The sequence below is a fragment of the Halocynthiibacter sp. SDUM655004 genome (assembly GCF_026015885.1).
Classification (GTDB): domain Bacteria; phylum Pseudomonadota; class Alphaproteobacteria; order Rhodobacterales; family Rhodobacteraceae; genus Falsihalocynthiibacter; species Falsihalocynthiibacter halioticoli.
Genome location: NZ_JAPDUG010000002.1, coordinates 455,783 through 473,743, shown reverse-complemented (window position 1 = coordinate 473,743; position 17,961 = coordinate 455,783). Strand labels below are relative to the sequence as shown.

General features: G+C 53.7%; 10 protein-coding genes. 3 read left to right on the top strand and 7 right to left on the bottom strand.

Going from position 1 to position 17,961, the window contains the following annotated elements; genetic code table 11:
- The first annotated feature begins 62 nt into the window (after window positions 1-62).
- Window positions 63-1,388, top strand: a complete 1,326-nt coding sequence (locus tag N9C89_RS09945) for a hypothetical protein (protein ID WP_263953726.1) — start codon at window positions 63-65, stop codon at window positions 1,386-1,388.
- 1 nt (window position 1,389) lies between these two features.
- Window positions 1,390-2,358: a DNA-protecting protein DprA gene (locus tag N9C89_RS09940; protein WP_263953725.1), complete on the top strand. Its 969-nt coding sequence runs from the start codon at window positions 1,390-1,392 to the stop codon at window positions 2,356-2,358.
- Between the two features lie 196 nt (window positions 2,359-2,554).
- Here the strand turns inward: N9C89_RS09940 and brxL are convergent, their stop codons facing one another.
- From brxL to N9C89_RS09905, 7 genes are read right to left on the bottom strand one after another with little or no spacing between them, the layout of a single operon-like run.
- A complete protein-coding gene (gene brxL / locus N9C89_RS09935; protein WP_263953724.1) occupies window positions 2,555-4,630 on the bottom strand; it encodes a BREX system Lon protease-like protein BrxL in 2,076 nt (691 codons plus the stop codon).
- Window positions 4,631-4,639: 9 nt separating this feature from the next.
- A complete protein-coding gene (gene pglZ / locus N9C89_RS09930; RefSeq protein ID WP_263953723.1) occupies window positions 4,640-7,135 on the bottom strand; it encodes a BREX-1 system phosphatase PglZ type A in 2,496 nt (831 codons plus the stop codon).
- Entirely contained in the window at window positions 7,132-10,626 is a 3,495-nt protein-coding gene (gene pglX / locus N9C89_RS09925; RefSeq protein ID WP_263953722.1) for a BREX-1 system adenine-specific DNA-methyltransferase PglX, read from the bottom strand. Before pglX ends, pglZ begins: the two co-directional genes overlap by 4 nt.
- A complete protein-coding gene (brxC, locus tag N9C89_RS09920) occupies window positions 10,626-14,144 on the bottom strand; it encodes a BREX system P-loop protein BrxC (protein ID WP_263953721.1) in 3,519 nt (1,172 codons plus the stop codon). The genes pglX and brxC overlap by 1 nt, the downstream gene beginning before the upstream one ends.
- A 4-nt stretch (window positions 14,145-14,148) precedes the next feature.
- Window positions 14,149-14,751, bottom strand: coding sequence for a DUF1788 domain-containing protein (locus tag N9C89_RS09915; RefSeq protein WP_263953720.1), 603 nt, complete (start codon window positions 14,749-14,751; stop codon window positions 14,149-14,151).
- A gap of 1 nt (window position 14,752) precedes the next feature.
- Complete coding sequence (locus tag N9C89_RS09910) at window positions 14,753-15,337, bottom strand: DUF1819 family protein (RefSeq protein WP_263953719.1); 585 nt, start codon at window positions 15,335-15,337, stop codon at window positions 14,753-14,755.
- Between the two features lie 26 nt (window positions 15,338-15,363).
- Window positions 15,364-16,125 carry a WYL domain-containing protein gene (locus N9C89_RS09905; protein WP_263953718.1) on the bottom strand — a complete coding sequence of 254 codons (762 nt, stop codon included), beginning with the start codon at window positions 16,123-16,125 and terminating at the stop codon, window positions 15,364-15,366.
- A gap of 786 nt (window positions 16,126-16,911) precedes the next feature.
- On the opposite strand from N9C89_RS09905, the gene N9C89_RS09900 reads away from it, so the two are divergent.
- Window positions 16,912-17,934 (top strand): PAS domain-containing protein, encoded by a 1,023-nt coding sequence (locus N9C89_RS09900; RefSeq protein WP_263953717.1) that lies wholly within the window; start codon window positions 16,912-16,914, stop codon window positions 17,932-17,934.
- The last annotated feature ends 27 nt before the right edge of the window (window positions 17,935-17,961 follow it).

The following is a 17,961-nucleotide window of genomic DNA, read 5'->3' as shown; positions in this document are numbered from 1 at the left end:
GTTCACCTAAGAATTTTCTCATTATCAACATTATTTTGAACGAACTTAAGGCATTATGCCTAATGTTTGCTGGGCGTATCATTGGGTTCACCTTCGATTTTGGGGCATTTGATCGACCTTTGCACATACTTTTGGATTTAGATGGAACGCTCGTTGACACGAATGCAAGCAAGTACGACGATATCAAGCATGGTCGTGACCGGAGTTTTTCGCTTGGTGAGATCCCGATTGTTGCTGGCGCTCGAGAATTCATCGAGGCCGTGAAAGATCGTGGGCATTCGGTAACAATCGTATCCGATTCCCACGGGGCCTATGTCGGTCCTGTGTCCGAGAAAGTTTTCAGAACGCCGTGGTTGGCCCTCGCCGATAAGCCCAATACAGCAAAATTGCGGACTTATCTTGAAAGTGTGTTCGGCTTCCCATCTCGGTCGGCCGCAGAAGAATTCTTGCTCGCAGGCGACACGCGACTCGATATTCAGTTGGCGCGAGGACTGGCAATCCCGTCTGCATTGCTGTTTTGGGGCGCGGACGACATTCCACATGATCCCTACTACAACGAGGAGGCCAACTGGGCGCGCCGTTGCATGGAGGGAGCGACCTACAATTGCCATTCCTTCGAAGAACTCCTCAACATCATTGAGACGCCCGCCAAGCATCGCCTAGTTCTTGAAGACCCCTTGGGTGCAACCGCTGCCCGCATGTTCAACGGCCGAAACAAAAATGATGGCTACACGCTCATTCGTGGCCTCGGTCGGCAGCAACAAGGGCCGTGTGATAGCTACGGGGCAATCGGTAGGTACTACAAGTTCGGAAGCGAGGATCGCACCCAGGGTTTCCTTACGGGCGTTGCGCGCGATGTAAGCCAGTACCTGCATGATGAAGTGATGGCGCATGATTTCATCCGCTGGGACATGATCACCTGTGTTGCGGACAAGACGACGACGAAGCCCCCACGGAAGATGGCGAAACTGCTCCACGCGCTCGATGTAGACCTGCCGAAGGAAGAACTTTTCGTTTGGTTAACAGACGTAACCGGCAGTATTCGACAAGAGAAGAAGCGTGCGGGCCGAATGGGCTTTATCAAGCGTTTCGTACGCCTAGAAAGCGCCTTGGACCTAATGGGCAAAAACGTCATAGTTGTCGACGATCAGTACACCACTGGGGCAACCGCGATGTCGCATGTCGAAATGCTGCTAGAGGCAGGCGTGCGGAACATTTTATTCATCGCGCTCTTCTATTTGACCGAAGAGACCCCAATCGAGAAAGTCTGCCCGGCTTGTGGGAAGATCACACGAATTAAATACAGAAAACGCGACGGGAGACCGTTCTACAGTTGCGTAAAACCAGAATATAACGGTGAGGGATGTGGATGGATGGAGTGGGTTTGAAATGAACCAAGTTGAACTGTCGCGTTGCTTTCTCGCACTTTTGGAACTCAAAGGGGTCGGGCCCGGCGCAATCAAGAAAAACTATTCCCGGATTCAAGCATGCCGTTCCGCCGACGAGGTTTTCGATACAATGAGCTCTGCCATCGGAGAAGTTGATGCCTCTAGTTGGAAAGCTGCGCTTTTCAAGGCGGAGCAACACCTAGCGAGAAGCGTTGATGTAGGCATTGAAGCCGTGGCACTCGGTACCTCCAGGTACCCAGCTTCTCTCATGGAACTGGGCACGCCCCCAGCAGTGCTGTTTTGCCGGGGAAACCTGTCCCTGCTTGACACCCCGATGCTAGGGGTGATCGGGACGCGAAAAGCCAATCCGTTCGGAGAAACCGTCGCAGGGCGCGTCGGACGTCATTTTTCGGGGAAGGATGTTCATCTTTGCAATGGGCTGGCGGACGGCATCGACATCTGTTCGGTCACGCATGACGGCGCATTCTTGCCAGGGGTCATTGGCGTGATGGCCTGCGGCCTCGATATTTTGGAGCGCAATCTGACCTCCAAGAAAATCGCTGAGCGCGCTAGAAAACTCTTGGAAGCTGGGGGTGTCTTGGTTTCCGAATTCGTGCCGGGTGCGGTCGAGGATCAGAATTCTGTGATCGCATCCTGCCGTCTCCAGGCAGGATTGTCGCAGGTGCTGTTGCTGGTTCAGAGCAGTAGCGATGGCGGTTCGCGGTTTACCGCCGGGCATTTCGCCAAGTTGCCTCGCAAGCTCGCCTTCATCGTGCCGCCAGAGGCGCAGTCGTCAGACGCCGCTTTTGGAGCCAACCTTTTGCTCCTCAAGGGTAAAGAGGGGCTCGCCGAGTTTGTCGGCTTGAAAACACTAAAGACATTGAAGGCCGATCTGCTACCGATGCGATCAAAGAACGACTATGATGGCGTCATGCACAGCTTGGGAAGCGCCCCGACCACGTTCCTTTGAGGTTATAGGCACGAGAGTGTAGGTAAATCCTTAGGTCGGCAGGAGTTCCCTAAGCCGTATATATCTACAAACTGCCGATTAATGACCTGATCTCAAAATCTAACTACTTCGCATGAAGGACTGGTGCTGTAGCGTTTTTGGTGCAGTTTGGACATGTAGATCCTTTAAACCTCAATTTAGAAATGGTGTTTCTCCGCTAGTTTTGCCGAACATAGGTCACATAGAAATTTTTCAGCATGCGGTGCTCCTGCAGGCGGTCGCCTAGGCTGAACCCGTCACGTCGCATTGGCGCTTGGAAAATATCTAGACCGCGATCGAGAACGATTTTCCAGCCAGTGTCAGTGACGATATCTCTGGAATGAGCGGTTCCGGAACCATCAAATGCCCAGGTGAAATCAACGCCCGAACCAATGCATGCCTCGGTAATGCTCTCCAGCAGTTCGCGTTGCTTTTGCACGTTTCCGTCATCAGGCCCGGTGACAAGATGGATGGCCACTTGATCTTCCAACGCCTTGCGTTGAATGACCATTTCGACGAATTCCATCATGTTCTTGATCTGGTAAAAATAGCGAATGTAGGGGTCTGTCACCACGATCCGAGATGCACCGTCCAGATAGGGCCCAAACAGTTTATCGTAGCTGACGCCCTTTCGGTTTTCGGAGAATACGTGGTGCCCCTCTTCGGTGCGCGGCTTGGCGGGCGCTGAGGTCTCCGATGTGTCGCGCGGCTCATGTTCGACTTCGATTACGTCATCATCGACTGCATCAGTGGATTGGTCCTGCTGCTTTGGGTCTAAGGCAGGTTTCAGATAGTAGAATTGGGGGAACTCTTGCTCTTCGACGGTTTGGACGCGCCGCTTTTCCCCGTCAGAGCCAGTGTAGAAGAAGTCGACATCTGGATAGGTCGCATCGATCCGAAACAGTTGGTCCTTTACGCGCTTTCGACTTTCAAGTGCGAGCTGCAAGAGCTCTTCAACGTCATCGGCTGTTTCATCTCCGGCAGGGAAAATCACCTTCAGGAAGCCCGACATGGTCTTGTAGACGGCGTCCCGATCACGGGTTGAAATCTTCTCGCTGACTTTGAAATGCAGGTCCGGCCGGTTGGAGAAGTCTTCTTGGCGCAAATGGCGAAGGACCTCGGCGAGGTAGTCGACAATGAACCCGTAGCCAGTGGTGAACATCTCGCCTCGGATCACGTCGATCTCCCAGCCAGGCAGATAAGCGTGGAGGCGGTCAATGAATGCAGAGTCATGGAACTGGGGTGGCAGGGCTTCGAACAAGTCGCTGTTCTTGAGCATGAATGGCACATTGTGGTCTGTGTTGCCGACAAATGCGAAGCTCGCTTCTGCCCCCATGGGGTTAACCCCGCGCGAGAAGGTCTTGTTTGCCATGTAGTTTTTCATGATGTCGACAAGGGCCTTGTTCGCAGTTTTCTCGCGCCCCGCAAATTCATCAAAGGCCACGACATCCCAATATCCGACCAGTCCGATCCTCCCATTCGAGTTGTTTACAAACAACTTCGGGATGGTCACTTCGCCGCCGGAGATCAGCTGCCCGTGTGGCGAAAATTCAGAGTAGATATGCGATTTACCCGTTCCCTTTGGGCCAAGTTCGATGATGTTATAGTTTCGCTCGACGAAGGGGATCAGGCGCATCAGCTGCAAAAGCTTGCTGCGACGTCCGAAGGCTTCAGGATTGAAGCCGATCGACTGCATCAGTAGATCGATCCACTCGTGTTTGGTAAAGCGCGCGCGCGCCTCCTTGTACCCTTCGTAATCGACCTTTGCGATCTGGATAGGTTTGATGGTCTCGAGCACCCACGGAGACGTTCGCGCGTCTTCGGAAAACTCATATTGGACATCAGCAATACACCATACGCCGGTCACAAGCAGCTTTGGATGCGCTTTGACCGTGCCGCTATCCACCGCAACCTTTTTGATGCCCAAGTTGTCGAACGTGGCTTCGTAGCTGTCTGTTTTTTCGTTCAGCGAGACGCTGATCTGGTCGATGACCTTGTAGCGTCCCTTTTCTTTGATCGCGGATTGGATCAGTCCCGCTTCACTTCTGTGAACGTAGTGCTTTCTGAGGATTTCTTTGACGGTTTCGATACCGCTCTCGATCGATGCTTCGTCGTCAGTCGCACAGTACTGCCCAAGCAGGTATTCGAGGACATATGTTGGAACGATTGCGTTGCCTTTGACCGCTTTCACAAGGTCTTTGCGGACCACGTAGCCCGCGAAATGCTCGTTAATCTTTTCGTCGAGTGCGCTCATGATAGGTCCTTAAAAGTCGAAATCTGTCGATATGCCACGACGCAGTTGGAAACGGTGGCTTGTGTAATCTTCGAAGTGGCTCGTTTTGCCGATACGTTCGCGAAGCTTGAGGAAGACGTCCTGGTTGTTAAACCGATCAGCATCGCGAGAAAGCAGGAACTTGATGGGCAGCTCCCGTTCGCGCGCATTTTGCGAGATGTAGTCAAAGGTCAGCAGGTGCTCATCTGAGATGAGCGTGCCGTCCGCAGCGTAAATCCCAGCAAGAACATCACGCTGTTGCTGCTTCTCTGAAACTGGCTGAGTTTGATAGAGAGTGACGGCCGTTTGGCCGGAAGAGATCAAGCTTTTTCCAGTGACGATGATCTGCACTTCAACTTTTTCGACATCGGCTTCGCGTCGTTTACCAACGCGGAGTACGGGAACAATGACCTCTTGAAGCGTGGCCCCGCCATGTACGAACCGGCTTCCCGCCCCCTTGACGCGCATGCGATTGATCGAATTGGGAAACAGAACGTCCAAGTTGCCTGATAGACCCAGATTTGAGGATGAAAACTTCTTCATTCCGGATGTCGCATCCAGGTCTCGCCCAATGATAAATCGACGATTTTTAACAAGGATTTCCGCACCAGCGGGAGCCGCTACCGAAAAGTCAGTCTCATCCAATGCCCGGTGCTGATAGATGAAGCCATGATCCGCCGTCACAAGGATGTTGGAAAAGTTGGCCGTCGTAAGCTTGCGGACCAGTTTGGTCAGATCTTCGACAGCGACCTCTGCAGCCTCTGCCACGCGTTCCTCGGTGGCGAGCTTGTCGCCAACGATGTCGATCCTGTTGTGGTAGAGGTAGAGAATGTCATGATCGCGGAACACCTCTTTGCCGTCGTCCGCCTTCAAGCGCATGAAATCATCGGCCTTCATGGCTTTGACACGGTCTCCGGCACGTCCCATGCCCAGAACCTTTTCGCGGTTTGCGGTTCCCTGAGTAGGCAAGCCAAACGAAGATACGTTCCCGTCCTCCGACAGCTCCAGATCCTTGTTCGGTAAGAGCGCAGCCATGCCGAGTTGCGTATAGCTGGGCAAAGCAGAAATCATCGGCTTGAGGTCGGCGTCGAACCGGTTCAGCTTGCGGATCTCGCGCAGCGCTTCTTCTGCAACCTCATAGCGCAATGCGTCTGAGAGGATGACCACCACCTTTTGATCGCGGCGGCGGAATTCGGCGGCTTGGTCCATATAGAAATCGGTCTGACGGGCAAAGCCCGATATCTTCCAATCGCTCAGTCCAGAGATCTGATCCTGCCACGCGTCATTGACGGCGGATAGGAAGTTGGTCGTGTAGCGGTTCTCTACGCTCTCGAACAACGCGCTAAGCAGCGAGGCCTGACCGCTCTTTTGCATATGATAGATGAATTTGCGGTAGAGTTGGTCGATCTTGTACCAGTGCGAAACATAGCGCTTCACCCCCTCAGCGGGTGAGGTCATAGTCAGGTTCGCCTCAGCCAGCGCCTGCTGGAATTCTGTGGCATAGCCGATGGCTTGATAAATATCCTCAAAGGTCGGGTACCAATGGCTTTGCCGCCTCTCTCGCACGGTCTTCAGCACTTCGGCCGACGATACCGTCTGGCTCGCCATCTCACGCACCAGAGACCGGATGATCTGCCGGTCGATCTCCTCAAAGTGGTCGATGGCACGCAGGGCCTTGATGTCGCGCTCTTGCACGTCTTCGGGGATCCGCAGTATTTCCTGATACTTCCCGCTGAGGGTTTCAAATGCTTTCGCCCCCAGCCGGTTGTTCTTCCAGCGGCGGAAGACAAGAAGTGCCTCGCCGTTCAGCTTGCCATCTTCGCCCAAGGCGCGGGCATAGCAGGACTGGAACAGCGTGATCGCGAAATCCTCAAAGTCAGGGGCATCGCTGACATAGCCGTAGGCATTCTCAACCTGCTTCCAGAAGAACTCTGTCAGACCGGACCGCTCCATCAGGCGCATGGCGTCATCACGCTCGTCCGCGAGCTCGGCCAGCAGCTCCTCGATCACCGTGTCCAAGGCTCCCTCGGCCCCGGCGCAGACGGCCAACATGCGGCGCAGCACATCGGTCTTTGTGTCAGACGGGGTGATCATCTGCTTCAGCGCCTCAACCCGGCCCTTGGCGCGATAAAATTCCATGTGGTCGCGCACCACGCCCTCGAACTGCAGCGGCAGGCCCAGTTCAGCCAGCCAGATCGCAGCTTGATCGGCCTTGAAGACACCGCAGGCGAAATAGAGGTCAAGCAGCCAATTGTCGGCCATCTCGGGCGCGGGGCCGTCGTGGAACACCAGAAACTTCTGTTTCGGCTCTTGCCGCAGCATGCGATACTTCAGACCGAACTCGTTATTCGCGATCTCGACCTTTTCCACATCGGGCAGATCCACGGCGTCATATTCGGCCCGCATGTCGCGCGCGGCGTCGTACCAGAAGACGATCCGGTGATCGATGAACAGCCGCTCTAGGCCCGCCTTGATCCGGTCCGTCATGACAGCCCCGCGATCTTCTTCAGGGCAGAGCCGAACTTCGGATAGTTCGCCTTCACACCGTCATCCAAATCGATCTCGATCTTCTGCTGCGCCAGCGGGAAGATCACGTCGCGTTCCCATTCGTTCAGTTCGTCGATCTGCTTGGCAACCTTGGCCACATCCTTCAGCGCCTTGGTCTTCTGGCCTTGGGTTGCGGTCGGATCATCGGCCAGTTTCTCCAGCCGCGTGCGCTCGCCCTCCAGCTTGGTGATGAACTCGCGCAGGTAGTCGTTGAGCAGCACCGACACCGTATCGGCCCGATAGCGGTGCATGTAGATCAGCGCGTTGAACGTGCCCTTGGGGCTGGAGACCATCCAGTAGATCGGGCGCTTTTTGTACCGCTTTACGTGATCGGCGTAGAAGTCCTTGGTGAAGTATTTGCGGATGTCCTTGCCCAGAGAGTCCTCGATGAATTTCAGGTTCTCGCGGAAATGCGCCTCGCCAAAGGTCACACGCAGGAACAGGCGGAAGCGTTCGGTGATGTCGTCGGGGAACCAGTTTTCGTCCAGCACGGGGATGACATTGTCTTCATCCGGCATGAAGCTCGGCTCGGGGGCGCGGGCGAGGTAATCCTCCAGCCGCTCGCCCTGATTGGCGAGGATCAGGCCCGGCGCGTCGAGACTGTAGCGGCCGAACATGCAGCCCACAGCATAGCTGAGGAACTCGGCCATGGTGTCGGCGCGCAGGCGGGTTTCGCGGTCGGCCTCGGATCCTTTCACGCCATAGCGATAGGCGGGGTTGCAGGTGAGGGTGATCTCTTCGATCGGCACCTCGGGGGTCAGCTCGTCTTGCAGACCATAGGCGTCGATGAAGATGCGGTTGTTCTCTTCCTCCAGCCGCTGCATCTCGTCCGTCATGGACTGCCAGTGGGTGCGGAGGGTGGTGTAGGTGGCCGCCAGCGTTTCGGCGCGATGATCAGGCGAGAGCAGCGGGAGCGTGGTGAAATCCCAGGAGGTTTCGTAGGCGTCCCAGTCGGATTTGGAAAGGTTGGAGAGCTTTTGCGTCACTGAATCAACGTCAACGTTTCGGTATGGAATTCGAGCTATGTCGCCTACTTGGAAGGTCACAGTGGGATTCAATACGTCGATGTACCTTGCTGCCAGCTTGCTCGAGAGAAGGCCGAGTACTGACAGGCGCTTTTGTGGATCGGGAAAGCCTGAAGACCCCTTCACATCAAAAATGAACCCGCTTGGACTCAGTCGTGCGCCGAAGCCACCAGTCTTGATGTCGGACCACGTAACGCCCTCTTTGAAGTAGAACTCCCGGTTGATGACTCGACCATTTGATCCGACTCTCGCGCCGGGAGTGTTGTCGATATAGTCACAAATCGTCTTTCCGCGATTTTCGAAGTTCACGACGTAGATGAAGTTTCCGCTCCATTTTCTGAAAGGCCCGCCCTTGTTGTAGGGGAACCACTTAGCGCCGGATGCAAAAGCATCTGTTTCAGAGTTGCTATCGAAATTAGTCCGGTCTGCACTGACCTCGCTCCAAATCCGCAGGAACAGATCATTGTTGGTCGTGGCCATACCTTGGCGCGGTTTTGCGATTTCTCCAATGTTTTCAGGGAGGAGAAATGTTTCTCGAAGACGTTTCCCTGCGGCGTAGGCAATAGGTCGCCCAGGAATGCTGATGAACTCGTCACCACTGGCACGAAAAACATAGGCCAATGTACGGTCTTGGATGGCGGCCAACGTCCGCTTCGGCATTTCTTTCTCGCCGCCAGCAAAGTCCAGAAGAGAAATGAAGTTCGCCTTGTAGGCGCTCTTGTGGCGATTGATAAAGTTGTAGGCAGCGATCTGGACTGTCGCCCCTGCGAAGCCGGTCAACGGCAACTCGACGACGTTGGTGAGAGTGTTTTGCTCTGTAATGAATACTCGGAGGCGTTCATGTGACGAAATGAACATCCATACGTGTGGGCTCATTATCCCAATTCTCGCAAGCGGCTCTCCGAGCCGCGCACATCGAGGAATGAATGCAGCGAAAAGATCGGACTTGAAGTCGGGGTAGTTTGCTTTCAACCAATCCGAAACCGTATCGTTCATGCCCTTGGCGCCCATATAGGGCGGGTTGGCCACCACCACGTGATATTTCGGCGACAATGCCTCGGCCATGCGCAGCACGGCGATGACGCGCTCCTGCACCTCTTTCAACAGCAGGTCGCCGCCGAAATCCCGCGCCTCCACCACCCGCAGCGTCTCTGCAGGGTCACGCAGTTTCGGCACGATCAGCGAGCCGAAATTCTTGGCCTGCTCGAACTGTCCCAGCGTCTCGCGCAGCTCATCCGTAAACAGATCCTTGCCCACCACGGCGGCCACGTCCTGCATCTCGGCATCCGTAAAGGCCACGTTCTGCAACACGCAGATGTCGGGCTTCGCCTCCATCCGCAGGAACCGCCGCCGCCCCAGCTTGCCAGCCGCCTTCATCGCCAGCGCAAAGGCCGCCAGCGCGCCCGCGCGGTCGTCAATCTCCACCCCCGTCAGGTTGTGCGTCAGGATCAGCGCGGGGATCTCCGTCGCGTCATATCCCTCTTCCTCGTAGATGGCGTAGAGCAGGTCAAAGGCATAAGTCAGCATGTGCCCCGAGCCTGCGGCAGGATCGCAGATGCGGATGTCTTCGGGCTTGGTGATCTTCAGGAAGTCCGCCTCAGGCTCTTCGGGCGCGATGTAATAGTCCATCTTGGCCGCCAGCCCGCTCTGCGGATGGTTCAGCAGCCAGAGCCGCCCCAACGAGTTCTCGACCAGATAGCGGACGATCCAGTGCGGGGTGAAGAGCTGCGTCGCGGCGGGGATGTTTTCGGCCGTGATCTTCTGGTTCTTCTTGAGGCCCGCGAAAACCTGATCCTTTTTCTCCGAGATGTAGAACTGGTAGAGCCAGCCGATGATCTCGACGTCCTGACAGGCGTCCTCGGTCATGACCTTGCGGAGTTCGGCGAGGATGGAGGTCTGCGACAGCAGATCCTCGGGCATGAGCAGTTCGGTGTAGTCGTCGATCTGTTCGAACAGGAACGTCATGGGGCCGTGCCATTGGTTGCAGGTGTGGACGAGCAGAAGGCGGTAAGCCTCGGCCTGCAGGTCATGCGACGGCGTGCGCCCGTCAAGGAGCGACTGGATGGTGGCGGGGGCACCGTCGGGCAGGTTGCCCGCCATCGCCTCTGACAGAAGCTCGGGCCGCGTGGCCCCGTCAGCGGGCGAGACGGTGCGGACCTGCGTGTAGCCGTTCGCATCCATGAAGCGCAGGGCAGTGAAGCGGTTGAACCAGGTGTAGGCGACCTGTTCGATGATCTGCTGTTTGTCGGCCTTATTGATGGCGTTTTCGAGGTCTTTGACCGCCTTCGGGGCCTCACGCCGCGCGGCGCTACCCTCGGCCAGCACGACGTCGAGCTTGGAGGTGACCTGATCGATCAGCAGGTTGCGGGCGGACTGGGCAAATTTTTTGAGCGCGTTGGTATCCATTACACAATAACTTTCTTACCCGCGCGGATTTCGGCCAGCAGGGTCTTTTTCATTTCTTCAAGGTACTGGTCGACGTCGGCCTCATCGGTCAGCAGCGTTTTGGGGGCTGTGATCTTCAGCTGCGAGGCGAGGACTGTAGTGGGAGGCTGCGGCGCGGGCGCAGGCCGGTCCGACATGCCGGGCTGTGGTTCGGGCGCAGGTGCCGGTCGCGCAAGGCGGTCTAGTTCGGTGACAACGTCCGACAGCAGGTTGGTGCGCGCGCCATTGGCACGGTCGCGCAGCACGGGGATCAGCGTGACCGTGTCGAGACCTGCCTTGTGGCTTTCAATGCGGGCGGTGATGCGGGCCTGTTTGTCCGGATCAAGTGTCTGGAAGTCCGGCATTTGTGCGATTTTGGCAGAGACGTCTTCGACCTCTGCGATGACGGCTTTGCGTTCCTCAAGCACCTTGAGTTCGACCTTGTTTTTCAGATCAAACAGGTCGGATTTGAGGTTCTGGATCGACGACCCCTTAAAGCAGCCCGGATCCTCCAATGCAGCGCGCAGCTTCGCCCCAGCATCAGGATCGACATAGTCGATGTTGGCAGATTGGCTGGTGAGCATATCGCGGGCATCGTCGTAGATACCCTTTTGCGCGCCACCCATGAAGGACTTCACCTTGTCCAGGATATCTTCCTTCGCGTTCAGAAGGTCATCCTCGCGCTTGGGCGCGTCGGAAATATACCAGTTCGCTGGCTTGCCTTTCATGCCCCGCAGCAGTTCATGAAACGGCTCGAGCGCGGTCAGGAAAGGGTAGCGGTGTGACAGGCGAATAAGACCGTCTACCTCGGCTTCGAGCGTATCAATGCTTGTAGCCCATTCCGCACCCAAACCACGCGCGTCTGTTCCCGATGAGGGGTGCGCAAAGAGCTCCTGATAAAGTTCCTTCGCTCGACGAATTTCTGCAGCGGAGAATTCTGTCTGAGGGGTCAATAGTATGTTCGGAAGCGCGTGACTGTTGTTCAACGCTTTGGCAAGGTCCAAGCCTTCCTTGATGGCGCTGTCGACACGCGCTTCGATCTTACCTTTGGCGACCAAGCTGCCCGCAAGGCATAGGACTGCGTTAACTGGCCAGCCGTAGGGTTTGGATGTGAACCGATCAGCCAGATATTTGACGGAGACCTTCACCCCGTTGCGTGCCTGCGCGTTGATGAAGCTGAGGACGTCTTGTTCTGGTTCGGTTAGGCCGGTTCCTTCATCCCCAAATAGATTATTTTCTGCTTGGACGTGTTTGTTGATATCAGCTTCTGTAAAAGATGCGCCGCGCAGCATCGGGAGATTGGTGTAGACTTTGTCGACCAGAGACTGGAACGCCTTGCTGATCCGCTCTTGAGCATCCTCTCCACCGATCTCCAATTCGTCACCCCTGACGAAAAGTCGGGCGCTTCCCATCAACTTGCGAAGCCGCATTTCAAGGTCTTTTGCGCGGCGGCCGTTTTGTTCGCCTTTTTCAGCGACGATACGGTCGCGGCCCGGCTGCGGAGAACCGCTGCGGGACTGACGGATGAACTTGTCCGTTTGCTTAAACAGGATCAGGTCGCGGACGAAGTTGGCATCTGGTTTCATGGCAACCGCTAGCTCTTCCTGAGACATGGTTTTCATTCGAATGCCATCGGGGCTTTCAACCTCGTCGCTGAGGGGAGAAACGAGATTGATTGCCAGTTCGTACTCGCGACCAACCGCGTGATCATCGAGTTTCCGGGTAAAGGCATATTCGCTATTCGTCGCAAGATGCTTCATCTTGCGATGACGCAGAATGGTATCAAATGCAAGGGTTGCGAGTTCCTTCGAAAGTTCAGAGGGGTCGATGTCGAGTGCTTTGATTTCCGCTTCGACAGCCTTTTCTTCATTCGTCAGGAACTCATAGACCTCACCGTTTCTCTGGATGTAAGTTTCCCTCTCCAGACGGCTCAATGCTTCCTCGATCTTGCGGCGTTGGCTCGTCTGGTCTGCCTCAAACTCTGACAACAGCAGAATTCCGATGTTTCGAACCGACGGTTTGAAGCCTTTGACGTATTTGATGAGGAACAAGGATTTCAAAACCCGAACGGCAAAAGGATCGTCCAGGTTTTTTTCGGCAATCTGAATACTTTGCTGAACCGAAGATTTCAGCGCGCTGCGTATCCCTTCGAACATAAGGTCGAAAGTAGCCAGCCCACCGACTTCCTTATCTTTAAGCTTCTTCGAGACCTCTTGGAAAACACCTAGCATTGACCGCTCGCCGACAGAACTGTGTTTGCCCTCAAATGCGTTGTGTTCCGACAAAGACATGATCGCCATTTGAAAGAGGTCATACTGATAGGGGGGGAAAGGATAGCTCGAGATGAAGTGGTCGCGATCCCGATAGTTCTTAAGCTTCATCGACCCATCTGCAAAGTCGAACAAGGTCTTCAGATTGTTTTCTTCTCGATCATGCAGATTGCCAAGCGTCACTTGTCCTTCAGAAGTCTTGGATAGCAGACGGCGCTGAATCACTTCGGCGACATCAGCCGAGTTCAGCGGCATGCGGTTGCTGAAACGAGCCTGGATTTTAGAGAAATCATTCTCCTGCCGTCTTGTCATGTCGCCGATAACCGATGCCATGTCTTGTTGCGCAGTTACTATGATCCAAGCCTGCCCTTTGCATTTGGTGTTAAGGCTCTCGGCTATGGTTTGCAGGTTGGTCATTAACTTTACATTGTCAGCAATATACTGGCCAACTTCGTCAACGAAGAAGTTGAGCCGGAAGCCCTTGGGCTGGTCATTGATCCAAGCTTTGACTGTGCCAGCGAAGTCCTCAATCGAGACGCGTGTGTCCTTCCGGTATTGGCTTAGGATGTCTTTTGCAACTGAAGGATCACCGCCGGTTGCTTCTGCAAACGCTGTAGCAATATTCTTGGCTTCGAGCAGCGCCTGTTCTCGACCGCGTTCCCAGTCTTTCCCGGCAGCGCTTCGAAAAGCTTCTTTGAATGCCTCGAATTGCCCACGCCCCTGCAAGTCGCGTTCGAATTGCGCGATATGAGGCTGTTTGCCATAGAACCCACAGGCTTCGTCAAAGACCTTTTGAAAGACAGACAGAAGCGCATCTACATCCGTTTTCGAGATCACATCTGCCTTCTGGTCGATATTGAACAAGATCGATTTCGACGGGATGGAAACGGCCTTGTTGAGTGCGCCTGCCAGCATTGGCTCGCCTTTGAGCTTTTCGGCGAAGATCTCGTGAGCGGATTTGCCCTCGACTTCACGATTTTCAAGCAGTAGTGCCAGCATCTTCAGCAAGTGCGATTTACCTGAGCCAAAGAAGCCGGAGATCCAGACGCCATTTGAAGTGTCATAATTGTTGTAGGCCTCGAGGAACTGTTCCAGCCGTTGGCCGATCTCCCCTGTGATGACGTACTCGTCGAGTTCGACGCGAAGGCTTGCCTCGTCGTCGGCCTTAATGACGCCGTCAATGGCGCGATCAACGGGTTTCTCAAAAATGTCTTTTAGCAGCTGGGCCATGGTCTTAGACCTCGTAGTTCAGAATGTTGAAGGCGCGGTAATACTTGTCGTCATGAAGCTGGCCAAAGAGATCCAATGACGCGCCAGTCGCCAAAGCATGGGTGTAGCTTCCTGGGAAGAAGAGAACGGTTGGCGCTTCTTTTGCCGTGCTTTGTAGGTTGTTCAGCACGTTGTGAGAGCGGATATAAGGGTATACCTCACCGACGCCTGACAAGAAAATGACGTCATGTGGGGTCGCTTGGATCGTCTGGCCAATATACGGGATCAGGTGAGCCTGTGGGTCCAAGACGCCCTGTAGAAGTTCCTTGATCTCACCCTTGCTACTGTCGGCCTCAATTTCGAGAACCTGCTCTAAGATCCCGCGCTCTGAAAGTATTTCGAGCGCGAGATCATAGAGGTTCAGGTTCAACACTCGAGTGCCGGAGTGCTGAATTCGGGTCACAAGATCTTCACGATCCTCAACCATGGTGAGCCCTTCCTCGGCGGGAAAGGGATAGATGAAAAATGGCACTTCATTCCCTAGGCCTTGTTTGGTCAGGAAGCGTTCACTGGTGATCACGCGGTAGAGGTGCTCGGCCCGCTCTTTCCGGTTTAGTTCTCGTTTCAATTTAAGCTCCCTCAACCGGAACGCTGGGGAAAATGGCCAGTTCGCCGGGGTTTTGGTCTTCAATCATGTGTTTCAAACGTGTGGAAACAATCGCGGTTTGAATGCGATCATCTTCTGAAATGATCCCAGCTTCACGCATCATGCGAAACATGATTTGACGAAGTTTCAGGCGGGTCGACCGACTTAATCCGGCCAGTCCTTCATCCCATTCAGCTTTTGCCTCAAAAAGAATGTCAAAGCTTTCGAGCGGTAGATCGAGTTGGTAAGATAGGTATCGCTCCCTCACCACTTCCACCGCGAATTCACGAATGAACCGATATGCGCGGCATGTGGCGATCCACAACATCGCCTGCTGTTCCGAGCGGTCAGCCTCTTCCACAAGGTAAGCGCGTTCCTCATCTGTAAGAGTAAGCAGGCGGTTAGAAATTTCGCGCAACGATCGACGGTTTGATGCTGATTTCGGTAGGCTGGTTGTGCCTTCCTCCATGGCTCTGAGAATTGTGTCTTCCCAAGCTTCACCGTCTTCATGCAAGCGCGCGACTTCCAGGCTTTCGTTCAGGAAGAGCCCGCCGGTGCTGAATGACATCTTGTAGTCTTGTCTCGCGAAAGCACTCATCGCCGCCCCCTTTCGAGAGCAGCGCGGACTTCTCCGTCATTGATCAAAACTATGTGCTGATCCTGTGGGGCGCGGATACTAGTATCAACGTCAAGGCCTAGCCGCTTTAGGTTGTAAAACAATAGGCACTTTCGCACTGAAAGTTCTGCCGCCCCGTCATTCATCGCATAGTCGAGCTCGACAATCCTGCGTTGGTTTTCAGACAGGCCAGGGTGTGGTGCGATTTTGAGCGTTATTGTTTGGTGCCAGTCTTCATCTGTACTTGCGTCGACATCAGATTGTTCTCCCAATGCGCTCTTCAGAATGCGACCGAGAACAAAGTCTTTGAAAACTTGGTCCTTTGAGCAAAGCGCTCTCGCATGCCAACGAAATCCGTCATGTGCGAGCGCGTGAGGAACAATAACGCGATCTTCTGGATCGGGGGACGACATCGACTGATAGCTTATTTGCAGCTCTTTGTGCTGTTCACATGCAAACAATACATTTCGTAGTGTCAGCGCATCCAGTCCCCGTATTGGTACAGAGGATTTCAAAATTTCAGGTTGATAAACAATCCAGTCTGAATTGCGATTGGGGACTTCGTTCGTGATTGACAACAGATCATTAAGATACGTGAAAGAGTCGAGAGTAATGTAACGCTCTTTGAAATTTGGCCCGAGGACATATGCCTTGGTTGAACTGTCGTAGGCGATGTTCTCTGGATGATCATTGATATAGCTGTTGATATCCTTAGAGGCTTGCGCTCGGCTAATGCCCATTGCGCTTGTTAGGTCTGCGAGACCTAAACGGCCACGCCAAAAAACCCTATGCTCGATGAAAGCACGGCGAGTGTGTTGCCATTTGTTGAGCGTTCTTAAATCTGGGTTCCGCATTCGAACTGATAAATTTTTAGGGTCTAGAAAGTAGTAGTGTCAGAGGGATCGTAGAAACTCAAGAAGCATTCCTCACTCCAAATCGACTAACGTCAGTTGTTTTGAATTTTGAAGGAGTGATGGTGCTAAACTTGAAATCCTAGAGATCAGTTCTTCGTGTCAATGCATTCTCCTACGAAATTAACAGGTGGAGAAGGTGTTCTGAGATGTTTCTTGAATTGCGTTCGGTCTTGTGTTTTGCCTTCGGGTGACTGTCGTTGTGTGGTAATAAATGTGGTATTTGCCATCAGCTTTACTTATTTATTACTTTGATTTCATATGTTTACGAAAAATACCTGTCGGACACCTCCTCCGCCATATTTCCTGCGCTTCGCCGAGTTGCCCCTCATTGTCCCCGAACAATATTTAGTAGGGGAAATTCGGATCACCTGTATTCGAAAATCGATTGTTGAGCGTGTCGCGGTGTTTGTTTTCGCAGTTAACGTTTGGTCAGCTTCTAGTTCCGTGTACAAATGCTTCTTTTTTAAGACCAAAGCGTATTAATTGGTGCTCTACATTTTATTACGGGGATTACAGGCGAAGTGGCGCTTATAGTTTTTGTTTTTCACTAATTTCGTGACGAATGCGGTATCTGAGGGTATCGCTATTCTGTTTATGACTGCGAGCAGTATTATGTCCAAAAATTATGATGACACTTGGTTGTGTGAAAAACTCAAGGATCTGCCGTACTCGGCATGTATCACCGATCCAAATCAACCGGACAACCCGATCGTATTTGTGAATGACCAATTCTGTGAGCAAACGGGTTACACGCGTGAGCAGGCGATCGGACGAAATTGTCGTTTTTTGCAGTGTGTCGAAAGCGATCAGGACGAAGTTCGGCGGATTCGTGAGGCGATTGATGCGGGTGAAGAAGTCTCGGCTGACGTGTTGAACCGGTTTGCCGATGGCGGCTTGTTTTGGAACCGATTGTCGATCAAGCCGATCCATGACGACGCAGGGCAGATTCAGCGGTTTATGGCTGTCCAGATGGTACTCAAGGATAATCCGTATGAAACTTTGGCGGAGGACAAACGGCGTTCTGATACTGCCCTTTCCGAACTGCATCACCGCCTTAAAAACCATCTGACTCTCATCCACTCGTCGGTGAGACTTCAGATGCGCGATACTGGCGAGACAGATGGCTTGGTTGGAGTATTGAACCGGATCCAATCGCTGCAATCTTTATACTCTGGTATGCGCCAAGGTATCGAAGCGCCTTCAGAAATGGATGACGTCGATTTTTTCAACTATCTGAGTTCAATTTGCGCTGCGATCGCTGGGCTTGATGAAAATATTACGTTTGACCAATTAGTCCCTGAAGAGCCGTTGATGATGGACATTGATACGGCCTCACAGGTGGGAATGATGGTTGCCGAGCTTGTGACCAACTCCATGCGCCACGCTTTTGATGACAATGGCGGAAAAATCGTGCTGCGTGGTGAGGTTTCTGATGGCAAGGTGTTGGTAGCGATTGAGGACAACGGCCGCGGACTTGGGGCAGATCAGGAAGAGAAGCTTGGGTCTGGTTTGGGTGGGAAAATTCTAAAGCAAACTGCCAAATCACTTTCGGCTGAGTTGGACTTTAATCCAAGCTCAGAAGGTATGTCTGTTTCGCTATGGTTGCCTTTGGATCGTCCGAAGGAAGATGACTAGAGACATTAACTAACGCTGAGTTCTACA